19 protein-coding genes are annotated in these 23,399 nt (G+C 33.8%); 3 read left to right on the top strand and 16 right to left on the bottom strand.

What is annotated here, in order from left to right:
• Position 1: 1 nt before the first annotated feature.
• The 6 genes from spoVAD to LG296_RS20455 all read right to left on the bottom strand — a co-directional run bounded on the left by spoVAD (position 2) and on the right by LG296_RS20455 (position 4,211).
• Positions 2-1,015, bottom strand: a complete 1,014-nt coding sequence (gene spoVAD, locus LG296_RS20480; RefSeq protein ID WP_107935771.1) for a stage V sporulation protein AD — start codon at positions 1,013-1,015, stop codon at positions 2-4.
• The gene (spoVAC, locus tag LG296_RS20475) at positions 1,015-1,494 is read right to left on the bottom strand and encodes a stage V sporulation protein AC (RefSeq protein ID WP_107935769.1); all 480 of its coding nucleotides are present in this window, start codon (positions 1,492-1,494) and stop codon (positions 1,015-1,017) included. The genes spoVAD and spoVAC overlap by 1 nt, the downstream gene beginning before the upstream one ends.
• Positions 1,495-1,515: 21 nt before the next feature.
• Positions 1,516-1,977 (bottom strand): YhcN/YlaJ family sporulation lipoprotein, encoded by a 462-nt coding sequence (locus LG296_RS20470; RefSeq protein WP_107935767.1) that lies wholly within the window; start codon positions 1,975-1,977, stop codon positions 1,516-1,518.
• A 77-nt stretch (positions 1,978-2,054) separates the two neighbouring features.
• Positions 2,055-2,261 (bottom strand): DUF1657 domain-containing protein, encoded by a 207-nt coding sequence (locus tag LG296_RS20465; protein WP_107935765.1) that lies wholly within the window; start codon positions 2,259-2,261, stop codon positions 2,055-2,057.
• A 1,087-nt stretch (positions 2,262-3,348) separates the two neighbouring features.
• Positions 3,349-3,606: a hypothetical protein gene (locus LG296_RS20460; protein ID WP_107935761.1), complete on the bottom strand. Its 258-nt coding sequence runs from the start codon at positions 3,604-3,606 to the stop codon at positions 3,349-3,351.
• A gap of 98 nt (positions 3,607-3,704) precedes the next feature.
• Positions 3,705-4,211 (bottom strand): hypothetical protein, encoded by a 507-nt coding sequence (locus LG296_RS20455; protein WP_107935759.1) that lies wholly within the window; start codon positions 4,209-4,211, stop codon positions 3,705-3,707.
• Between the two features lie 301 nt (positions 4,212-4,512).
• On the opposite strand from LG296_RS20455, the gene LG296_RS20450 reads away from it, so the two are divergent.
• Positions 4,513-5,070 (top strand): recombinase family protein, encoded by a 558-nt coding sequence (locus tag LG296_RS20450; RefSeq protein ID WP_107935756.1) that lies wholly within the window; start codon positions 4,513-4,515, stop codon positions 5,068-5,070.
• A 44-nt stretch (positions 5,071-5,114) separates the two neighbouring features.
• On the top strand, positions 5,115-8,063 hold the full coding sequence (locus LG296_RS20445) for a Tn3 family transposase (protein ID WP_404428044.1): 2,949 nt from the start codon (positions 5,115-5,117) through the stop codon (positions 8,061-8,063).
• A 232-nt stretch (positions 8,064-8,295) separates the two neighbouring features.
• Here the strand turns inward: LG296_RS20445 and LG296_RS20440 are convergent, their stop codons facing one another.
• From LG296_RS20440 to LG296_RS20400, 9 genes are all read right to left on the bottom strand, one after another.
• Positions 8,296-9,204, bottom strand: coding sequence for a hypothetical protein (locus LG296_RS20440; protein WP_251400928.1), 909 nt, complete (start codon positions 9,202-9,204; stop codon positions 8,296-8,298).
• Positions 9,201-9,917, bottom strand: coding sequence for an ImmA/IrrE family metallo-endopeptidase (locus LG296_RS20435; protein WP_282991647.1), 717 nt, complete (start codon positions 9,915-9,917; stop codon positions 9,201-9,203). The genes LG296_RS20440 and LG296_RS20435 overlap by 4 nt, the downstream gene beginning before the upstream one ends.
• Before the next feature lie 129 nt (positions 9,918-10,046).
• The gene (locus LG296_RS20430; RefSeq protein ID WP_251400926.1) at positions 10,047-10,442 is read right to left on the bottom strand and encodes a hypothetical protein; all 396 of its coding nucleotides are present in this window, start codon (positions 10,440-10,442) and stop codon (positions 10,047-10,049) included.
• 1,320 nt (positions 10,443-11,762) lie between these two features.
• A complete protein-coding gene (locus LG296_RS20425; RefSeq protein WP_251400925.1) occupies positions 11,763-12,080 on the bottom strand; it encodes a hypothetical protein in 318 nt (105 codons plus the stop codon).
• A gap of 506 nt (positions 12,081-12,586) precedes the next feature.
• The gene (locus tag LG296_RS20420) at positions 12,587-12,832 is read right to left on the bottom strand and encodes a hypothetical protein (protein ID WP_282991648.1); all 246 of its coding nucleotides are present in this window, start codon (positions 12,830-12,832) and stop codon (positions 12,587-12,589) included.
• Positions 12,833-13,025: 193 nt separating this feature from the next.
• The gene (locus tag LG296_RS20415; protein ID WP_404428000.1) at positions 13,026-13,457 is read right to left on the bottom strand and encodes a VanZ family protein; all 432 of its coding nucleotides are present in this window, start codon (positions 13,455-13,457) and stop codon (positions 13,026-13,028) included.
• A gap of 520 nt (positions 13,458-13,977) precedes the next feature.
• Positions 13,978-15,168, bottom strand: a complete 1,191-nt coding sequence (gene ccsB / locus LG296_RS20410; RefSeq protein WP_251400922.1) for a c-type cytochrome biogenesis protein CcsB — start codon at positions 15,166-15,168, stop codon at positions 13,978-13,980.
• Complete coding sequence (locus LG296_RS20405; protein WP_251400921.1) at positions 15,165-16,832, bottom strand: cytochrome c biogenesis protein ResB; 1,668 nt, start codon at positions 16,830-16,832, stop codon at positions 15,165-15,167. Before LG296_RS20405 ends, ccsB begins: the two co-directional genes overlap by 4 nt.
• A 1,421-nt stretch (positions 16,833-18,253) precedes the next feature.
• The gene (locus LG296_RS20400; protein ID WP_251400920.1) at positions 18,254-19,738 is read right to left on the bottom strand and encodes a UDP-N-acetylmuramoyl-L-alanyl-D-glutamate--2,6-diaminopimelate ligase; all 1,485 of its coding nucleotides are present in this window, start codon (positions 19,736-19,738) and stop codon (positions 18,254-18,256) included.
• A 940-nt stretch (positions 19,739-20,678) separates the two neighbouring features.
• Between LG296_RS20400 and LG296_RS20395 the strand changes: the two genes are divergently transcribed.
• Positions 20,679-22,115, top strand: a complete 1,437-nt coding sequence (locus LG296_RS20395; RefSeq protein WP_251400919.1) for an N-acetylmuramoyl-L-alanine amidase — start codon at positions 20,679-20,681, stop codon at positions 22,113-22,115.
• 598 nt (positions 22,116-22,713) lie between these two features.
• Here LG296_RS20395 and LG296_RS20390 read toward each other — a convergent pair.
• Positions 22,714-23,136: a Na(+)/H(+) antiporter subunit B gene (locus LG296_RS20390; RefSeq protein ID WP_251400933.1), complete on the bottom strand. Its 423-nt coding sequence runs from the start codon at positions 23,134-23,136 to the stop codon at positions 22,714-22,716.
• Positions 23,137-23,399 lie beyond the last annotated feature (263 nt).

Raw genomic sequence — 23,399 nt, 5'->3', positions numbered from 1 at the left:
TCTATTCTCCCTCTCCATATTCAATTGACACTGCATGAGCGATACAAGGAATGGTTTCATTTTGTTGGAAGGATAAAGGTGATAGTAAAGCACCCGTAGCTACTACTAACATTCTTTTAAAATCACCTTTTTTCATACGATTTAATAAATGCCCGTACACTACTGTCGCAGAGCAACCCGCCCCACTAGCTCCTGACAATACCGGTTGCCCGTCCCGGTAAATCATGAGACCACAATCTTGGTATTGATCTTCGGTGATAGGGGTTCCATGCTTTTTGAATAGATCAAGCGATACAGCACGTCCTATTTTTCCGAGGTCACCTGTCACGATTAAATCGTAATAAGAGGGATCAACATTTCGTTCCTTTAAATGCGCTTCGATAGTATCAACCGCAGCTGGTGCCATAGCCCCTCCCATATTAAAAGGATCAGTCATTCCCATATCGATGACGCGTCCTATCGTGGCAGAAGTTACACATGGTCCTTCCCCAGAATTACTTAACAAAGCAGCTCCTGCACCTGTCACTGTCCATTGGGAAGTAGGCGGTTTTTGTCCACCATATTCAGTTGGATATCGAAACTGTTTTTCAACTGCCGTGTTATGGCTTGAAGCTCCTGTTAAAATATATTTAGCTCCATTTGAATTAATAATATAGGCACCTAGAGCCAATCCTTCCATAGATGTTGAACAGGCACCAAACAACCCGAAATAAGGAGCTCCAATCGTTCGACTTGCAAAACTTGTAGGGGTAATCTGGTTAATCAGATCACCTGCCAGTAGAAATTGAACTTGTTCCTTTTGAATTTCTCCCTTTTCGAGTGCCTTTTGACAGGCTTCTTCAAATAGGATTTTATGTGCTTTTTCATAGGAGTCTTGAGCTAACCATAAATCGGCATGGAGGAGATCAAAATCATCTGCTAATTCACCTTCTGCCTCAAATGGCCCTCCAACTGTTCCCGTAGAAATAATTATAGGTTTATTCTCAAAAATCCATGTACGTTTACCTGCTAACATTACATACCGCCCCATTGGATCAAAATAGTTTTTATTAAAGCAATGACAAATGCGGAAAATACACCAAATAAAATGACAGAACCTGCAAGTTTAAAAATATTCCCACCTACACCTAACACAAATCCTTCCGTCCGGTGCTCAATAGCCGCAGATATAACTGCATTTCCGAATCCAGTAACTGGTACAGCAGAACCTGCACCTCCAAATTGAGCAATTCTATCATAAACCCCAAATCCGGTAAGAAGCATTACGAAAAAAATTAAAGTTCCCACCGTTGGATTACCAACTGTTTGATCTGTAAAATCAAAATAATAAATATAAAATGTTTGAATGAGCTGACCTATTAGACAGATTAAACCACCTACTAAAAAAGCTTTTATGCAATTTCGAACTACTGGTGTTTTTGTTTCGCGTTTCTTTTGAAGTTCTTGATATTCCTGTTGCACTGGAGTTAATTGCTTCTTTTTATTATTAGACATATATAGTAAGGCTCTCTTTCATTACGATTGTTCCTTCATGAGACTTTTAATTTTTTTAGTATGTTTTTTTAAATTCTCCATACTCATAGTATTCTTTTGGAGTTTTTCGTCCAGTTTAACAAGTTCAAAATACATTTTTTGATCAGCAGAAACTAATATTGAATAATCTGGATACTGCTTTTCCATGTCTGATTTTATTTTATTTTCTATCTTTTTTAATCGAAAACGATCAAATTGTTTTACTTTTATGGCTACTAATATGTCTTTATCTGTATTCACAGCCATCACTTTTGAAATTTCATCTTCCAAAATGATATTTTCTGTTACTTGATTGGAAACGGATTGACTGATTGGCTTACTCACCTGTGAATTATTCAGGTCCTTATTGGAAGTCTGATCATGATTTCCATTACAACCTGTGCATAATCCGATAGCTATTAATATTAAAAGATAAGTCTTCACAATTTTTATTTTGGAAAACATGAATTCACCTCTGTGTTATAACAATAGTTTTGGGACAAAAAGTTGTTAATTCAACCAACCTTTTGTCCCCTTTTTAATTATTCTTGTCTGTACTGTGGTTCTTCTTGTTGAATTTCTTGAAGACGTGGTACAACGCTATCTATAATAGCCTGGGTTTGAGTAGCGGCATCTTGATAGAGCGTCTTCGCTTGTTGGTTATCTGTTTTTAAAGCAAATGTTTCAAAGCTAGCCTGAGCAGATTTCAACCCGGCTACAACAGTCTTAACGTCATTTACAACTGTCATAATATCATCAATCTCCTTTTAAAATAATTTGGAACTTTGTTAGTATTAATCATCCATTTCTTAATTATGCAAAAATAATTTTTTGTAATTATAAAACTATTTTTTTGGTAAATGTCACATAATTTTAATACGGATTTACTAGGAAAAATATCTGAAAAGTTCAATTTCCAACAATAGACTGACAAGTAAATTTCAGCCTAAAAATACGATTTTGTATCTCAAGTAATCGACTTTTCCTTATGCAAACTGCCGATTAAACACACAAAAGGGCCTTTCCATTTCAAGGAAAGCACCCTTTTGTGTAATTAAATTTAATCTAAAATTTTCAATCCCTTTAAAAACAAATAATACAAGTAAATAAAGTAGAACGGAAATAAATAAGATATCAATGTCCAACCAATATTCCAGTTTTTTTGATACAAGACCATTCCTAATAAAAGCCAAATACCTTCACCTATCGTTGTAAGTAGTGTCATTAATAAAATGATTAGGTAAGCACTTCTATACTTTTTTATGAAGTATATTAAGTAGCTACCTAATACTGAATAGATACCAAAGATAAAGGGGAGTACCGATAAGATACCTTTATTAAATGGATAGAGTAACCAAAAGCCAAAGTACTCTCCAATTTTCTGCTACTGTGAATCCTACTACACTGGAAAAAGGACCGATTGTAACAACAAGCCTTGTACCTCGTTAAAAATATGGAATATACACACAATCCAAGGAATTACAAATGCCAAAATTACATTTAATATCATTTTTCCAAATCCCTTTTAGGCCTTATCATAGTAGGATAACTAAAGTAAATATATTCTAAACTGGCCCTTTAATTGAAAATATAGATAAAGCTTAAAGGTCAAAAGAATAACCCTGTATTTTAATACAGATTTTCATCAAACTTTATTTTAAAGCAACAAGAGAATGTACATACTTCCATATTTACGTCATTGCAGGATAAAGTGTATAATTTTCTTATTCATCATTGGCGGGATAACAAAAAACAGCTCGTACAATTTAGATTTTGTACATGGCTGTTTCTTTATGGTTTATAGAAAACCTTCGATTTACTAGCGGAAGGCCATTATTAAATTAAATAATATCTTTTAAGTAATTGTTCTAACTCCTCTGCATTATAAGGTGTATGCTTAGCTACTTCAAATAACGGCATACCATTATCATACAGACTTTTGACCACTCTTAGAATACCGGCATTTTCAGCATCTTCTAATCTGCTTCTTTCGTCCGAAAGCGCTTTTGCTCTTCGCTCGTATTCTTTTCTAGTTACAGGATCAGCTCTTAATTCAGTTAATTTTTGTTCAGCTTTATTAAGAATTACATCCATACTGACAACCTCCCTTAACTTATTTCCACATTCGCGCCCAATACTTGAATATTTCCCTATTTTCTTATTAAAGTAAAACCCATATTATTATAAGTTCGCTATTGGATATCTAATGCAACCGCATAGATTCCTTTACCTTCTTCCCAAGTTGCCAATATTTCATATATTGCCTTTCCTTTTTCATTTATGTCTTTAAAGTCATTGTATGTTGCTATCATCTCGGCATTATGATTGTAAACTCTTATTTCATAATTAAGAGGTTTCTTTTCAGATTTTAGTGAGATAGGTTCACTTATATTAACACTCACAGCATCTTTTACTTTAACTAATTCTGTTGATGGCATAGAATCAGCTTCTATACCAACCATTTGTCCTGTTTTTGAATCCAAATAACTCCAACTGTAACCACCTTGTCTTGTTTTAATTACTTTTTCACCAAAAGTGATAGTTAATGAAGGTGGCTTCTCTTGATTCAAATTAACTTCTTGGGATCTCTCATTACCACTTAAAACATCAGTTTGTTCTGTCTTACTCTCAATTGAATTACTACAGCCTGCTAATGCACATAGCATAAATATCACATTAATAAAATCAAGTTTTTTCAAAATATCACCCCTTTTATTTAGACCTTAGTTTTAGAATAAAGTTTTAAATATTTCTTCAACTAATTGGCCCGATTGTCGAATAGAATAACTGTAACTTTTAACTTTATGCCCTTTTATAAAATAGAACTTTCTATGTAATCACTGTAACAAAAACGACCATTTCTGTTACATGGTGTAAAAAATATATTTTGTCTGCCCATCTAGCATAAACAACGTAACAAAAATATGTAACAAAATATTTTGTAACAATATCAATTATTTCACAGTTTTGGTACACTTATGATGAAAGGTGAGGATATAAATGAAATTTGGTTACATGCGTGTTTCGACTATTGATCAAAATTTGGATCGCCAAAAACGACAGCTTGAAATATTTGGATGTGAACGCATCTTTTTTGAGAAAGTGACGGGAACGAAACGGGAACGTCTGGAACTAAACCGTATGCTGGAGTTTCTTCGTCCAGAAGACACTGTTGTTGTAACGGATTTAACTCGCTTATCCCGTTCCACAAAGGATCTGATTGAGATTACAGAACTCATTGCCCAAAAAGGGGCGCATTTGAAAAGTTTAAAGGAGTCTTGGCTAGACACAACAACAGCTCATGGAAAAATGTTGTTTACTATTTTTGCTGGAATTGCGCAATTTGAAAGAGATCTCACTTCCGAACGAACAAAGGAAGGTATTTTAGCAGCTAAAAAACGAGGCAAATTTCCCGGAAGACCAAAAGCTGATGAGGAAAAGATCAGTTATGCCCTATATCTCATAGATCAGGGAATGAGCCGAACGGAGGCCGCTGAAAAAGCTGGTATCTCCCGTATGACTCTATACCGAAAGCTCCAAAAGGAGGGGAAAAGTTGAAAAGAAATTGGGAATTAGATGAGTTAATTGATCACTTTATACTCATGCCTGATGAACAAGAGTTGATACAACTAAAAAGGGGAAACACAAAACTTGGCTTTGCTGTCATGTTTAAGTTTTTCGAATATGAAGCTAGGTTCCCTCATACAAAAAGTGAGATACCTAAAACAGTTATAGAATACATAGCTAAGCAGCTAGAAATGAATCCTGATATCTTTTCTGAATATGATTGGACTGGACGTACCATTACTTATCATCGTTCGGAAATCCGTGCCTACTTTGGATTTCGCGAAGCTACTCTGCAGGATGTAGATTTGATGACAGAGTGGCTGTGTAAGCATGTTTTACATCATAGCCATGAATTCAACCATGTTGAGGACAAGTTATATCAACAATATAGAGAATTAAAAATTGAGCCTCCCACCCCAGATCGAGTAGAGCGTCTTATTCGCTCTGCTACCTACTCCTACGAAGATCAGTTTTTCACTACTATTTTTCAAAGACTTTCTAAGCAAACTTGCGAAGGATTGGATAGATTAATTAATCAGTTAGAAAAAGATGATGATTCCCCAGAAACAAAAGAAATATTAACGTTTTATAAATTAAAGTCCGATCCTGGACGCATTGGGTTAGAAACAGTTTTTAAAGAACTGCATAAACTTCAAACTATAAAAGAGCTGCAATTACCCTATGATTTGTTTAACGATATTTCACCAAAAATTTTAAAGAAATACAGAAAGCGTACAGCAACTGAAGATATTCGTGAATTGCGCCGGCATTCACCTCAGATTCGCTACACACTTTTATCTGCCTTCTTTTGGCTTCGACGAGCAGAAATTACAGACGGTCTGATTGAGCTACTTATACAAATAATTCATCGTATTAATGTTAGGGCCGAACGTAAAGTGGATAAAGAATTGATACATAATTTAAGGAAGGTAAATGGGAAAAACAATCTATTGTTCCAAATGGCGGAACAAGCGTTAGATAATCCAGATGGAATTATTCGAGATGTCCTTTATCCTGTTATCAGTGAGGAAACACTTAAAGATTTAGTAAAGGAATTTAAACATACAGGGCCTGCATACAAACAGAAGGTATATACGATTATTCGTTCATCGTACAGTTCCCATTACCGTAGGATGGTTCCCTGTATTTTGGATATGTTAGAGTTTTGTTCAAATAATGAGGTTCATCATCCAGTAATCGAAGCGTTAGAACTTATAAAAAAATATATAAATTCAAATACTCACTTTTTCCCAAAGTCTGACCAGATTCCATTGGATGGTGTGATCCGTCCCAGTTGGAGATACCTAGTCGTGGAACAGGAGATTTCAGGAGAAGAGAGAATCAATCGTATTAATTATGAGATTAGCACCTTGCAAGTCTTGCGTGATAAACTGCGATGCAAAGAAATATGGGTACCCGGTTCAGAACGATACCGTAATCCTGATGAAGATCTACCGCAGGACTTTGAACAGCATCGTGAAGAAAACTATAAAGCACTAAAAAAACCTATTAATCCCGATGATTTTATCACCAATTTAAAGGAAGAAATGACAAAGACATTAAATAAATTGGATCAAGAAATTCCTAAAAATAATAAGGTTCGCATTTTAACAAAAGGGAAAGAAAATGGGAACGGTAATGGACGAATATCTATTTCTCCTTTTGACCCTGTGCCAGAGCCAGTTAACCTATCACGGCTAAAGACCGAAATTATGAAACGGTGGCCAATGACTAGTTTACTGGATATCCTCAAGGAAACGGATTTGCGTGTAAACTTTACGGATCTTTTTAAAACTGCTGCATCGAGGGAGGTCATTAGTAAAGATTTGCTGCAGAAGAGGCTTATCTTATGTTTATACGGTTTGGGAACAAATGCAGGGTTAAAGCGAGTTTCAAACGGGGAACATGGCGAAAAATACAAAGACCTATTATACATACGGCGAAAATATATAGATAAAGATAATCTGCGTAACGCCATTGCCGAGATTGTAAATGCCATTTTACGAAATAAAATGACAGATATATGGGGAGAAGGAACGACTTCTTGTGCTTCCGATTCCAAGAAATTTGGTGCGTGGGATCAAAATCTAATGACTGAATGGCATATTCGGTATAGGGGTAGGGGTGTAATGATTTACTGGCATGTGGCTAAACATTCAACCTGCATCTATTCCCAATTAAAATCATGTTCTTCTTCTGAGGTAGCATCTATGATCGAAGGAGTTTTGAAGCATTGTACAAGCATGGAAGTTGAAAAGAATTATGTAGACAGTCATGGTCAAAGTGAAGTAGCTTTTGCCTTTTGCCATCTCTTAGGTTTTCAGCTTATGCCAAGATTAAAAGCTATCAAATCTCAAAAACTGTACAGACCAGATAGTGGCATGAGTGATGCTTTCCCTAATCTACAACCAATTCTTACAAGACCTATCAATTGGGAATTGATTCGTCAGCAATATGATCAGATGATTAAATACGCCACTGCACTACGTCTTGGAACAGCAGAAACGGAATCTATTTTAAAACGCTTTACAAGAAGTAACCTAAAACACCCGACTTATCAGGCTTTATCTGAACTGGGAAAAGTCATTAAAACCATTTTCTTATGTAATTATTTAGGTTCGGAAGACATTCGAAGAGAAATTAACGAAGGTCTCAATGTTGTAGAAAACTGGAATTCCGCCAATGGTTTTATTTTTTACGGAAAAGGGGGAGAAATTTCAACAAATAGATTGGAAGATCAGGAGGTTGCGGTTCTTTCCCTGCATTTATTACAAAACTGTCTCGTGTATATCAACACACTTATGATTCAATCCGTTTTATCCGAAAAGAAGTGGCAGGATATGATGACACCTGAAGACTTGAGAGCATTAAGTCCACTTATATATAGCCATATAAATCCTTATGGTATCTTTAAATTGGATATGATGGAGCGAATTCCAATCGAAGAAAGGCAATCAGAAATAGAAAACACTTTGCAAATTTAACTTTATTTCTTATTGCGGGTAGTGACAGCTTCGCTGGTACTACCCCATTTAAAATCATCCGAGGGGCAACGGAGAAAGCCTCATTAGCTTTGACTTGGTTTTCGCTGAGGGAAAAATGACCTTAATAAATGGAAAAAGGCTATAAAAACAAATAAAGCCGCTATCCACCTGTTTGAAAATCGGATAACGGCTTTATTTGGCATGAAGATTATAATTTATAGTACTAACACTATTAAAAAGTAATCGTAACTTCATCATTTAAAAGAATTAAATCAACAAATTCATCGTTATTCAAATGCCTTTTGTCCGAAAAGTTTGGAGGCATGTAATAATGAACATCTCTCATTTTCATTCTTTTCACTCGGTGACGTTCTAAAAAGGAAAAATGTTCTTCTCGCGTCCAATTCCCTTTTTGTAATTGTATTACTTTGGCTAAGATACAATCAATTGATTCCAATTCATAACAATTCAGAAAGGCTTTCTGTGTATTAAAACGTAGGATTTCACGTAAAGTTTCATCAAGGCTGCATATATAGTGAATGTTAAAAACGCCCCGTTTTTCATTACTGTATAATCTCACTTTCGGTACGCCATCTATTAATAAAGCACTTGATAAAAGATGTATTACTCTTTCTCCTGCATCTTTTGAGTCACTAATTAACGCGGACTTAATACCTTCTACGTCTGTGGATGCTTCGATTTTTAATTGAATTTCCATATTCGTTTTGTTCCATTGCTTTGCGATCAATTGAAATTGCGCAAAAGCTTCATTGGAATCCACGGCACCTTCTTTGATTATTTCGAAGCAAGTTTCAAACGGAACAACAAATATGTCTGTATATTGAGAAAGTGCCTTAAAAAGCGGTTCGTAATATTCTCGATATCTTTCAGGCGTCATATCTCGATTGCCAGCACTCTCATCCATAATGATTTCTGGTATCAAAATTATGCCCTCTTTTAAAGACATTGCATCTAATAAAAGATTGAATTCTTGAGGATTAGTTCTAGCTGAAAATGCTAGATTTGATAGCATCATGTTGTCAAAAACGAAGACAAGGTTGCTAAAATTATTACTGTCATATCCCTTATGGATGTATGGCTGAATTGATTCAAAATTTACATGGTCAAGTATATGACTCACTCCTTCTCTTTCTCTCGGAGCCCTTCTAAACGTGATAAGTATTTTTGATACACTGCTCGAAAACTATTTAAGTCATTTGGAAGCATATTTGTTTCAATTACTTGATCATTTAAAAGTCTTCCTAAATTATTTATTTTAATAGCACCAGTAGGTTTTAAAATAGATTGATCAAAGTCGCTTGGTAAATTGTCGCGATAATTATAATCAATAATATTTATAGCCTCCTGTTCACTGATTAAGCCATCCTGGGCCAATTTAACCACAATAGCTTTATACGGCAATTCAAATGCTGGAATAAGTCTAATCACATTGTTCTCTAAGCTATCATTAGGATAAATTGTCGTGATGTCCTGGTATAACGCTTTCAAAACTCTACTATCTACAAGTAGCTCTGCCGCAAAAAGGTTTGCAGCCCTTTCCTTTTCATTCAGCACAGCATCATCGAAAAACGTACGTATTTGAGAATTTTTAATATCCTGCGCTTCATATTTAAAATGATAATATTCATGGGCCCAAATGAAATTTTCATAAGTTTTAGGCTGTCCAGTATTGATATGAATAAAAAATCGACCATTTCTATATGTTACAAGTCCCCCGTAACTCTTGTGCATACTAGGGAATAATAAAACTTGCGTCTCTTTAATTAAATAGCTTTTTATTGCTTCTATAGTTTTATAACGAAACGAAAGACCCTGTTCTTTTGTTTCTTCCACTTTATTTAATATAGATGGTAGAAGAAGTCTGTTTTGTGTAATAACATTTACTACGTTACTATGATTAATCAAGTAATGGTTCACATCCTTTGTTCTTAAAATTACTTTTCGTTTCGGATAGTATTCTTTTTAATCTAGCTCTTTTACGGTTTCAAGTACATCAATCATTGATATAAAATCTTCAAGAATATTCATCGTTTCTTTAAAATAGCCGTTTTCATCATTTCCACTATAACTAGCAGCTGAAAAGTTTTGTATGTTAGATTGTTCTTTTATTTCATTTATTGTTCTAGGAACTTTAAACTCTGTATTATAAAAATAAAACGGATCATCTATCCTAAATAGTTTATTTATTTTTGGAACGGTCTTATTTAAATCACCTTCTCCGCGCAACAATTTATAAAAAGTGGGTTTTGGGATATCTGTACGTTCGTATACCCATTTTTGCGATCTTCCGACTGCATCGATATAGTTCTTTATGTTTTCGCCTACAATTTCATTTATGGATTTATTTTGGTTAGTCATTTTACATCTCCTCCACTATAATTATACCCGATAGTATCGTTTAAAGAAACAATTTAATTCAAAACACTCTTAGTTTTAATTTAGTAATAAAAAGTTAAATTAAATAGTGTCTTTTAAAGATACTTTTTGTCGAAATTAAGGATATTTTTTATTTTTTTCTATCAAGGTCAAAAGACAAAAAAATCCTGCATAAACAGGATTTAGTTTCTCTAAATGGATATATTATTATGCAGAAAAATCAAATCGTTCTACTTCCTCCTATCCGAAAACTTCATATTTAGCTGAATAGAATCCAATATTCCATGTTTTTTTTTAACTGTTCTTTTGTACTATTACCTAGTGTTACGTAGCGCTCTTGTATAACCCTACACTTGTTACATCAAATGTAGTAGCGACCTCTTTTCCTTTTTCACCTAGATAGACACTATTCCAAAAGGGCTATTCACCTTGTCAATTTCAGAATTAATTCCCATTTTATTTAACACCTCATTGGCTAAATGGGGAAAACCATTACAAGTGAAGGATCCTTGTCCGATGTTCCCAATGTCCATTTTTTGAGCGTCGCTTGCATTATATTCGAAGTTATCGAATAGGTAATCATAAACATTTAAGAGCGACTCCTTTTGCGTTTCTCCTTTTAATAGCAAGGCCAGTACATCTGTAAATTTTTCTAATGCGGTACTGATCTCTTTGGCCGTTCCTTGCTTAAGGGGAATTATTAACTAATTTTAAATTTGTGCCTTTTACCTCTATTTTATAGGAAGCAAGATTGTAGTAATTTTCAATGCTATGTACTGAATATCCAGATAGCGCTTTTTTATAAAAATACTACGGAGTTGGTTCTTCTGGAAATAACGGGACGTAAACTTAACTTCACTTGGAAGTTTCTTATAAATCTGTTTTCCCGCTTCATATGTATCACTTTGGATATAATTTTAGCCTGTTTTTCTGAGTTACGGATTCAATAGTAGAAGTCGGTGAAACGTTAGCTGCATTCACAACCGCATCATTTGCACCTCACTTAGCCCTTTGGGGCATGGAAAGGCCCCCTTCGAGGGCTCGGGCAAATTTAATTTAGTATTTTAAAAACAGACACTCTATTACAAATAAATGTAAAAAGTGTCTATGTGAAGAAAATTCTTTATCCTCATTCTTTTACTGCTTTGACTAACTTTCTAACTTTACTGATTACTCGAAGGATGTGTAACCATCAACACACTTTGTGTTAAAAAGGTTACCCCATGCGTTAAGGTCTTTAAATGCGCTTTTAAACCTCTATTAAAATCATATCGACCATTAGGGGCTTTCTACTGTATTACCTTAAAATTCCTCCTGGTGAACGATATGTACTGATCCATCTTCAAAGATCTGAATTTCTTGATAGCTTGTCATATAATTAGTAGAGTCAATAATCCCTTTATGCTGAAATGCCTTTAGGCCATATTTGAATGCCTTCTCATTTACGATAAGTATATAGAAGTAGCATTTTTGATTATGAACTTTCTCAACACTGCCTTTCATAAAACGTTTTCCAAAACGATTCAAAAACCATACTTTTGCTTCTTTGTGGCTTTTAAAATCAGGTATAAAACGTTCATCTTCACGAGAGATGCTGCCAACACCAAAAATACTTTCCATCTATTCAGACCGCCTTCCTTAATATAATACATTTTACCAAATAAGAAAGTCCTGGAGCAATACTAGGACGTAAAAACTTTGTTAATTTCGTCTTGAATTTCTTGTTTTTTACAAGCAATCAAGGTATAATGCAGCTCTGATTCATGGTTCAATATATTTTATTTTCTTGCTCCTAAGCTATTTTTGCAACTTGAAACTGTTCAATTATCTGTTCGACTACATTCATTTTTTCACCCTTGGAAGCCAATTATTGTCCATTTTATCTTTTTAATCACGACCTTTTAGTGCAGATTTTACATAAAAATATTATGTAAAATCCTTCTATAAAAAAGTTTCATTATTGAAAGAGTTTGAAATTAAAAGAGTAACAACACTCCTATAAAACTATACGGCGTTTGTTACTCCTCTGATATTCATGTTTATCTTCTTTAAATCTACTATTTTCATGGATCCAATCTACAACCTCTTAAAGTTATGTTCTTGTCTCACAATCCGCAAGAAACAAACTAAATTCTATCATCTTTATCAGACATTATTTCATAATCATTTAATTCTAATAAGGATAGGTTGTTAAAAATGTGTTCTTTTATAGCCATCTGCAAAACAATTACCACTAGCTGGTTCATAAGATTAACTGCTTCTTTTTCTCGAATTGTTGGATAAGGATAACGCTCATAATTTCCAAGACCGGTCATTGGCAATGCTAGCTTAGCTTTGAGTTTACCTGGTCCCCTACCATTGAAGGCCGTCATCACGTCCTATTGCTAGCTCATGTGGGGCCAACACGTGTTGGGTCATCGCCTCTTTTAGTATAAGTGTAATTACTATATGAAGAAAAATTACTCTCCTTATTTAACCTTGTCCGGGATCACAACCCTTCGTCTAATCGTGTTCCTTTAAAGAGAAAGAAGGAAATCTGCAATAAAAATTAATAATATAATACAACTAAGAATAAGTATTGTAGGTTATTCCCTTAATTTTTTTTGTGACAACTCGCTTTAAACCTACAAACATAAGATATCCTATTAAGCCACCAAAAGTGTTTGTAATTAAGTCAGTTACATCAAATCTCCTTATTACTATACTTCCCCACCATACACTCAATAACTGAAAAAATTCAATATTTAAACTAAAGTATAAAGTCGTAATTACGGTTTTGATTACACCTTTTTTATTAATAATTGGATATAAGAATCCAAAGGGAATCATCATTATAATGTTTAATAGTATTTCTCTAATAGCCCCATAATAATGTAATCTTAGATCTCTAAAAGGAATAAAGTTAGCCGTTTCCATAAAAGAATGGTTTAAACTAACAAACGGTGTAGTAAAGGGCATAAGTGTAACAAACAAAACCAAAACAATATAAATATACATTATTGTTTTAAACATCAATGACCTTTTCGACTCTTTAAACCATTTTCTGTAAAATATAATGATGTATATCAAAATTAATAAAATAAAATCATTGAAATAATTCAACTTTGGTTCTCCTTAAATAATGCATTAAATTTACTTTATTTTTACTACTAAAATATTAGCGGAAGTATCCCAAAACTATGAAAATTAAAAAACAAACTCTTCTCACGAACTTTGAATAATAAGGAAAGAAAAACCAACTAGGAAGTTTACACACCTGGTTGGTAGTTTTATCATTGTACAATTCTTTAAAAGTCTATTTCGATACCTTGTTTCTGTGAAAATTTGATTGATATCAAATTTTAATGATTATTATTTCTTCCATTCAGTTCAAGCTCTTTGTTACAGGTTACTACATTCCTCCTCTGTTAGAAAAGAGAAAAACCGCTTACGCTAAGGATAGCAACGAGCTAATACTAGTGGTAATTATGCATACAATATCAACATCCTTGTAAACAGAGTAATAATTCTTTTTGCCTTAAGCATACGAGTGAAGACCCGCTATTACTAAGTTAACAACGATTAAGTTAAATAGGATGATGGCAAAGCCGATTAAAGCAAGCCATGCAGACTTTTTCCCTTCCCACCCTTTTGATAAACGTAAGTGTAGGTAAGCAGCATAGAATAACCAAGTAATAAGAGCCCAGACCTCTTTTGGATCCCAACCCCAATAGCGTCCCCAGGCTTCTTGTGCCCAAATCATAGCGAATACTAAAGCACCTAAGGTAAATACAGGGAACCCGATCAGTACAGAACGATATCCCACTTCATCTAATAAGTTTAAATTAACTTTTTGAACTAATGGATGTAGCATCTCAATAATTCGTCTACGTGCAATTAATCGAATCAATGCGTAAAGAACTGTACCAATAACAATTGTCCAGAATACTGTTGTTAACTTTTTCGCTTCAATAACAGGTGGCATGTCCACAATTGGATTCATTGCCCCTTCTGTCAATAACGTATTTTCATTCATACCAAAAACTGCTGGCATATTGTATGTGATTTCTTGTTCAAGACCATCCTTATTAACATAAGTGAAGTTAGCTTCATAACCCATAACCCCTTTAAAGAGTACAGTAGCTAAGATAAATCCAACTACAAGAACAAGGAAGTATAGAACTGCTTCCAACCAAAAACGACTCTTTGTTTTTTTCTTAGGATCAATCGATTTTAATAAGTATAATAACCCTGCTACAGCACTAATCGCTAAAACAGATTGTCCCATTGCCGCTGTAATAACATGAATGGTTAACCAGTGACTTTGAAGTGATGGTACAAGTGGGTCCACTTCACTTGGGAACATTGCCGCATAACCGATGATTAGTAATGCCACTGGTAAAGCGATTAAACCAAGTGCTGTTATACGATACATATAGTAAATTAGAATAAACGCCGCAATGATGAACATACCAAATGCAGTAGTAAATTCAAACATGTTACTTACTGGAGCACGTCCTGTATAAATCCAACGTGTGATAAAGTAACCTAAATGTGCTAGAAATCCGATAACCGTTAAGATGATTGCAAGTTTCCCCCAATTGTTAGCACGTTTTACTGCTCCATCAGGTTTTGTGCTTTTAATAGCTCCACCAAATACTAATGTTCCAATTAAATATGCAATAAAAGCAACAAATAATAAGTTTCCACTTACATCAATTAAACTCATAAGGTATGGTCACCATCCTTTTCCTTTTGTGCGTCCTCAGTCTCTTCTTCATCTTCAGATTGGTCAATATATTGTGGAAGATGTGCATATTCAGTTAAAGCATCTAGATCTTTTTTAATTCCAAACCAGTTTTTATTCGTATGCGCTGCTAGACGAATCGTACCATCTTCTAACTGTTCTATCCATAGGCGACGGTGGTTCCAATATGAACCGATGGCTACGCCAATCATAAAGATTGAGCCACCGATTGCTAACATAGGAATCGAACGATCTTTATGTACCGTTAGACCAGACATGTTTCTTGTTTCAACACTTTTAAATGTCATTTTATGTGTATTGTCCCCATTAGGTTCAATCGTTTGCTGGATCGCGACAAAACTTACTTCTCCTTCCGGTTTTTCAGGTGTTGTCATTTTAAAGATAAATGCTGGATTGTTTGGAGTTGGAGTTGCAGTTTGCGGTTCACCATTTTCAAATCCTGAGAAGTCAGGATAAAAACCTAACAATTCAACTTTGGTTTGATCATTAAGTACATACTCGTCTTGAGGGTTAGTTAAGTCAATACTTACAGCACCTAAAGATTCACCTGTTTCTTTGTTTGTTAACTCAAAGTTCATGGTTTTAAGCTCATTTAGTTTAAAATCCATTTGGTAGAATGAATAACCATCGTGTTGCAGTGGGTGATTTACTCGAATGGAGTATTCTTTTACTAATTCTAAGTTTTCTGCTTGTCCAGGTATTGCATCTTCAGCCTGTTTATATAACTTAACGTCAGTTTGATAGTTTTTTGCAACTACGTTAACCCCTTGAAGCTCCTGGTTTTCAGTGGTGTCATTATCATGTAATTCTAAAATAAATTTTTCATTCTCAATAAAGTACCCTTCCATACCAGGAACTGCACGAACTTCTCCTTCTCGGACCCACATTGATTCATCAATGTAGAAATCAGGAACTAGTCGTAGCATTACCGCTGCTAGAAAGATGATTAAACCACAGTGGTTTATGTATGGTCCATAACGAGCAAAACGACCGCGTTCAGCCAATAAGGCATTGCCATCGCGTCGGACCTTATATTTTAACTTTTTCATTTTTTCTTCAACTAAATTCAACGTATCAGATGAATTGCCTCTTGTTAACGGGCCTTCAGCTATAATACGTTGGCGCTTCATGAAGCTTGGATGTCGTTTTACACGTTGATTTTTAAGTGAACGATGTAAAGGTAGACCACGGTCAATACTTGCGACAATAATTGAAATAGCAAGCATACCGACTAAAATTTGGAACCACCATGAGCTATACACATCGGATAGCCCAAGCTCGTAATATAGTTTCCCTATCGATCCATATGTTTCTTCATAATATGCTTCTTTTTCAATATCTGTCGAAACACTAATATAAAATTCTTGCGGGAATATTGTCCCGATAGAAGCTGCAATCAGATTAATAATAATTAATGTAATACCAACTTTTACACTGGAGAAAAAATTCCAAATTTTATCAACAAAAGATTTATTGCGAGTTTTAGAACGGATAGCAGCACCGTCGTATTTCATATCAACGATTTTACTGTTTTTTGCCTCTTCTGATAGTGGTCGACCACATTTTCCACAAAGCTTGGTACCTGCTTGATTTTCATGACCACAAACACAAATAATATTTTCCATCTCCGAGTACTCCTAATCTAGCATGATATATGAAACAATTTTTTGCTCTGAAATCTCCTAGTATTAATTTTTCATTTAACCTTTTAGGTTTATTATATCGTAGTAGGTAGTGATTAATGTTATAAGCTATTTTAATGCTTTTAGCGTTATCAATTACCCCTAGAAACGAAAAGTTATGATTATTGAAAAATTCCTGCTTCAAGAAGAAGAGATGAATAGATGTATTTTCCGATCGTACTTGCAACAGAAAACACACCTAGTGAAACTTTTGCACTTCCTAGCATTATAGTTTTAAAAGGAATAAAAGCAGTTCTTAATCTCAAAATCATCCAAGATGAATTTTCACCTTCGAGATTTTTAGTTTTAAGATTATCGTATGTTGTATTTTTTTAATCTTCATTTCTTTAAACCGATTATACTAACAAGAATATTAACAAATAAACTCACAAAAACCTCAAGCATACCCGCTTTTTCTACTGATATAACGTTTCTCCCATAATTCACTCTTACTTTTATAATCTTTCATTGGGGGGGTACTTTAATAACTATAAAAAGGACTGATTAATACCATAAATTTATAATCATGATAATTCTAAATTCTTCCCCTCCCAATTACTAATTAAATACATCAATTACATTTATTACTGTAAAACTTTCTAGTAGAAATTTAACACATATTTATGGAGAAATTATGGATTTAAGTAGGAAGTTATAATATAGAATTTTTTATGTAATTCTTATTTGTCTAATAGTTACGGAATTTACTTATGATTAACTATAACCGCTAAGGGATAAAAGAGATTACATCCGACTTATTTCTATTATTATCGAAAACCAATTTAACATCAGCAAAGGTAGATGGACTTCCTAACAAAAGAAATAAATGATTATGAAAAAATGATAGGTTAATCTGTTAGGGTAATAATTATTTCAAACTTAAAATTTTTATTATTCCCCCACAAAGACTCCTTCCTCAAGAAACATAGCGTGGTTTGTTTTGCCAAAAGCCGCGAGTTGACGGGCAAAGTTACAAAACAAGTGCTTCCGTTCCTTTAAACAAACTTTATATTCAAGAAAAGGAGCCGAATAAAAGCTAATCATTTGAGTAATCTACCTGCACTCACTTATAAATTAAAAAAGGGCTTTCCTACTTCGGAAAACCCTTTTTATTTATTCCTTTACACGTTTTTAACGCCAGCTATTAACAATTTACACGCTAGATTCCCGTACTTCCTCGGCTATTGTAAATACTGCCAAATTTTCATCTTTAGTTCCGACTAGCATTGCGGTATTGCCTTCTGAAGAACAGCCACTTGCTACTCAATACCTGAACTCATACTTTTGGATATGAGCTTAAATAATTAGGGCTACCAATGTAATAACTCTTTCCGTTGATAGTTCCTGAATTAAAGAGAAATCGTCTAATTAATTGTTTCTATATTAGTTTTGTTAAATTCTTCGGTAAGATAAAGAACAGTTTTTTCATCAGAGCTAGTAGGAAGAGTAAATTTTTGGTTGTAATCTTCATGACCTTTTCCTGTAATTATTATCCAATCTACAGGTTTTGATTGTTCGATAGCCCATTTTATTGCTAAAGTACGATCAGGAATAACCAATCCTTTTTGATTACCATAAAGATTGTTCAAATCCTTTAGAGTCTGAATCATTTCTGGTATTGTTACTGAATTTAAATCATCAAATGTCAAAATAAATTGATTACTTAGTTCCGATGAGATAGTTATCATTTCTTTTCTTTTAGATTCATCCCTGTTTCCTCGAAAGCCAAAAATGTGAGTAACTCTCTTAGCTCCATGCTGTTTTGCAGTATTCAAACAATAAAAAACCGCATTGGCTGTATGAGCATAGTCAACTACAACTGTGACATCATTCTGTAATTTTAAAATTTCAAATCTTCCCTTGACACCCTTGAAATTTCTCAATGAATTAATAACGTCTTCTTTTTGAATACCTAAGAGTTGTGCAACTCGATATGCCATAACAAAATTATATAGATTGTGGACACCAGTCATAGGCATTGAAAAATGAATTGTTTCATTGGATTCCTCTATTGAGATTACAGATTTTTCGTAATTAAATTTTTTAATTTGAACCTCATTTTCTCTAGCTTGACCGATTGTATGAACAATTATCTCTTTCTCCTTTAAGATCTCAGCTAGTTTTTCACCCCAAAAATTATCTACGTTAACGACTGCTTGTCCATTTTCTTTTAAATGATTAAATAGTAACAGTTTAGATTTAAAATAATTTTCCATTGTTCCATGATAATCCAGATGTTCTTGTTCAAGGTTTGTAAATATGCAAATATCAAACCTAATACCCTCAACTCTATATTGAGTTAAACCATGTGATGAAACTTCAACTATAGCTATTTCATCTCTACTTTCGGATAAGAACCTTTGCAAAGATAAAGAGCTAGGGGTGGTCTGTTTACTATGATATACCTCCCCATTTATTTCATTTTGAATTGTTCCAATTAAGGAACAAGTCATTCCATTACTTTCTAAAATGTGTTTTAGTATAAAACTTGTTGTTGTTTTACCATTAGTGCCTGTAATTCCGATCATTAATTTTTGTTTGGATGGTGAATTGTAAAAGCTATTAGCGATAACTCCTAAAGCCTTTCTACTGTTAGAAACTTGGATATATGGCACAGGTAAAGAATTTTTTTCTATATCAATTTCACCTATTATTGCACTAGCTCCTCTTTTGATCGCATCTGAAATATAATCATGACCATCTGTGTTTAAACCCTTAATAGCAACGAATATATAATTATTTTCTACATCAATCGAATTATCCGCTATTCCCGATATATTGATGTTTGCTGACTCGGATTTTAAAGTATTTTTTAAATCCAAAGTATTTATTAATTGTTTTAATTTCATGGTTGCTTACTCCTACTATGTGGTAAATAGCAATTACATTATTATCTTCATTATTCTTCTACACTTAAATGTTCTGCTATTGCTATGCCCGCATCATTCCCAGAATTTATTAATAAGCCTTGTACTAGCTTTTTAATGTAACCTTCTCTCCTTAAAATAACTTGTTTTACCTTCTACATCCCGCGCATTGCTAATAATTGTAAAAAAATCATCTAATTTACCTGTTTCATTAGCATAAATGGCTGTATCGATTTTTGTTAACTTGCTGGATACATTTGATTCTTAGAATTTTTTTTATATAATATTTACCCTGAATTACTTTCTAGAACTATTGTTGCTAACTTGCTAGATCATCGTGGATTCTCACCATACACCTTAGATAAGATAGAGAGAATCAATTGCTAATACTGTAAAGATGATAATAATAATTTTCTTCAAAATAATTCTCCATACTCTTTCTTGCTTGAGAATTAAGATGTGGATTATTATAAATCAAAAGTAAGGAGAAATTGTGCAGATATAAGTGCTGTAATCGTTATTTAAAATAAGATATAAACTCGTAATATTATTATATTGGTCAAACAGCTATATCTAGTAAAATTAAAAGAAGCCATTTTGAAACAGTGGGTCAAAATAGCTTCTTTTTGGGAAATTTTACAACAGAGGTTAATATACATGTTTCTGTTCGGACACGGTAGAATAAACCATTTTGAGTAAAATTTTTAGGTCTAGAAATTAATGCTTTTGATATATAAAACTCTTTTCAATTATATAAACTCTTTTCAATGTAAGTTGGATAGCTAACCCAAAATAACTAAACTATCACTTAGATAAAAAACATATGGAAATCTTGGTAATATATTGTTAGTCTAATTATGTCAAATACTTAGAAAGAAGTTGTAAAATTATGGGGAAGAGGTTTATATTTTCTAAAGTTTTAATGTTTATTGTACTAATTACTATTATTGTTGCTCCACCAATTAATCAAAGAAAGGTCAGTGCTGAAACAACCGATTTTTATGATATCTCATCTTCCTATTGGGCAAGTACAGAGATTAACTATTTAAGTAGTCTTTCAATCATTGGTGGGTACGAAGATTTAAAAGGTTATTTTTTTGCCCCTGAAAAAACATTAACACGTGCAGAGGCCGCTAAAATGGTGATGAGTGCAAAAAAAGAAAAACCGGCTTTGTTATCTAAGACAAGGTTTCCTGATGTATCAGAAAAACATTGGGCTGCTGGTTGGATTGAAAAAGCTGTTCAATTAAACATCTTTGACGGAAATCCAGATGGTACATTTGCACCCGATGAATCATTAACACGCGGTCAAATGACAAAAATATTAGTAAAAGCATTCGGATTAACAGTTGAGAACCAGCAAAATGAACCATTTGTAGATGTTTATATTAATGATGAATTCAGACCATATATCAGTACTCTTTATCAACTTGGAATTGCATCAGGATACGGTGATAGATTTAATTCTAAACAAAACATTAAACGTTCAGAATTTGCAGTATTCCTTACTCGAACACTTAATCCAAGTTACCGAAAAAAACCGGCAACCTCAAATCAATCAACACAAAAAACAATACCTGCTGCCTCAACTAAAACAGCAAGAGTAACAACAGATGTCTTAAACGTACGTTCTGGACCTTCAACGAATGATGAAGTGATTGGGCAATTATCACTTGGCAGTGTTGTAAATATATACTCATTAAACGGAAATTGGGCGGAAATTTTTTATAAGAATGGAGTAGGATATATAAGTACCAGTTATATTAGTACTTATAGTGGGACATCGGAGTTTACACAAACAACCAATAATGCTCTTAAAAACCAAGTCATTGTTCTTGATGCAGGGCATGGTGGGAAAGATCCTGGAACAACAGAAAATGGCATGTATGAAAAGGACATCACTCTCAATGTTATAGAACTTTTGGAGAAAAAAGTAAAGGCTGCCGGCGCAAAAGTCATTTTGACACGGAATTCCGATACCTTTCCAACCCTTGATGAACGAGTGAAAATTGCCAATCAAAACGGTGCAGATATTTTTGTGAGTGTCCATGTTAATTCTGGTTCTTCATCAGCAACTGGAACCGAAACATTTTACGATTCTTCCAAAAATCCACAAAGTGAAGAGGGTAAAAAATTAGCTGCCGAAATTCAAAAACAAATAGTTTCGCTTTTAAAAATGAAAGATCGTGGTGTTAAGAATGAAAGATACCAAGTTATAACCTACACAAAAATGCCAAGTGTTCTCGTTGAACTAGGATTTGTTACTAATTCAGAAGATGCAAAGAAACTTGCTGATCAACGTGAATTATACGCAGAGGCAATTTATAACGGAATACTTGCTTACTATAACAAAAAATAAGAAAAAACTAAAAAAGTTAAAGAAACATAAGCCGTTACATAGAAACAGGCTTGTCCGAAAACTAAAAAAATGTACAATTCAGCAGAAATTGAATTGTACATTTTTGCTTTTCAAAAACGGTTGACTCTTGTTATGGTATTCCAACCTCATAAACCCACATAGCCAAGTTTGGTTACTACATTGCAATCTTTTTTACTGCAGTCTGTAATCATAAAGTACACTCTGGTTTTCTTAAACAATGATTTTTGAGAGCCATTGCCAACGGAAGAATAGGCGTTTTTTCCATAGGAGTTAGCTGTATAACTCGGTTTTTATTAGTCCAACCCTAATTGTAAGACTAAGTTCGATAAGCGACTGACCCACAAGGTGAGATAAATAAAAAAACACCTTTATCCTGAATTCCGGTATAGATAACTAAAATTGAAGATAAAGGTGTTTTTTATAGGAACAAGAGTTAGTTATTCATAGGAAGTGAAGTGAAGCTATTGAGATGCATTTAGCAGGTATATCAGTAAGCAGGAATCCACCACTTAGTGAGAGGACTAAATAGGTTCCACTGTAATGAGAATACAATTAATGAATCATTAAAGATTCCATACTATTCATCCTCACTTATACTTAAAATAATTGTAACAAGCGTTCCAATTACCGTTAATGCAACACCTGCTTCAAAAATCGTAACCGTCGTTAAATCCTTTTCTCCTATAATCGGAAACGTAAAAGAACCCTTTGTTTGCGTTAAAAATGGTGCATCAAAAAAGATGGAGCCAATCGCTGTCCCAGTCGATAAAAGTACACCAAAAGCAGCTACTTTTTTAAAATCAAAGGGCATTTTTTTGTGAATGGTTTCAAGATCATACGTAATATAAAGAAGTACAATGGCTGAGCCTAGTACAAGCCCGCCAATAAATCCTCCACCAGGTGCATTATGTCCTGAAAAGAAGAGGTAAACGCCAAGCGTTAATATGATAAACACAACACCTTTAACAACCGTTCTTAGAATGACATCATTAATCTTCAATGTCTGCATCCCCCCCTCCTCGCAGCTTTTAAATTTATAAGTATATAAACTCCCAAGCCTGCCATAAAGAAAACCACGGCCTCAAGTCCATTCCTCCAAGTATCTGTCTGTTATATTACCTGTAAAACTTCTATTTATATTAGTACATGGTGAATATTTTGCATTTAGTATTTACCTTTAATTGAATTCTAATCCAAATAATCCTTAATATATATAAAGAAAAATAATGGATCATTTATTTCAATGTGTATAAAAGCCCTTAG

The sequence above is a fragment of the Ureibacillus chungkukjangi genome (assembly GCF_044795995.1).
Classification (GTDB): domain Bacteria; phylum Bacillota; class Bacilli; order Bacillales_A; family Planococcaceae; genus Ureibacillus; species Ureibacillus chungkukjangi.
Note: the sequence above shows the minus strand (reverse complement) of the source record. Positions and strands in the feature narration are given on the sequence as shown.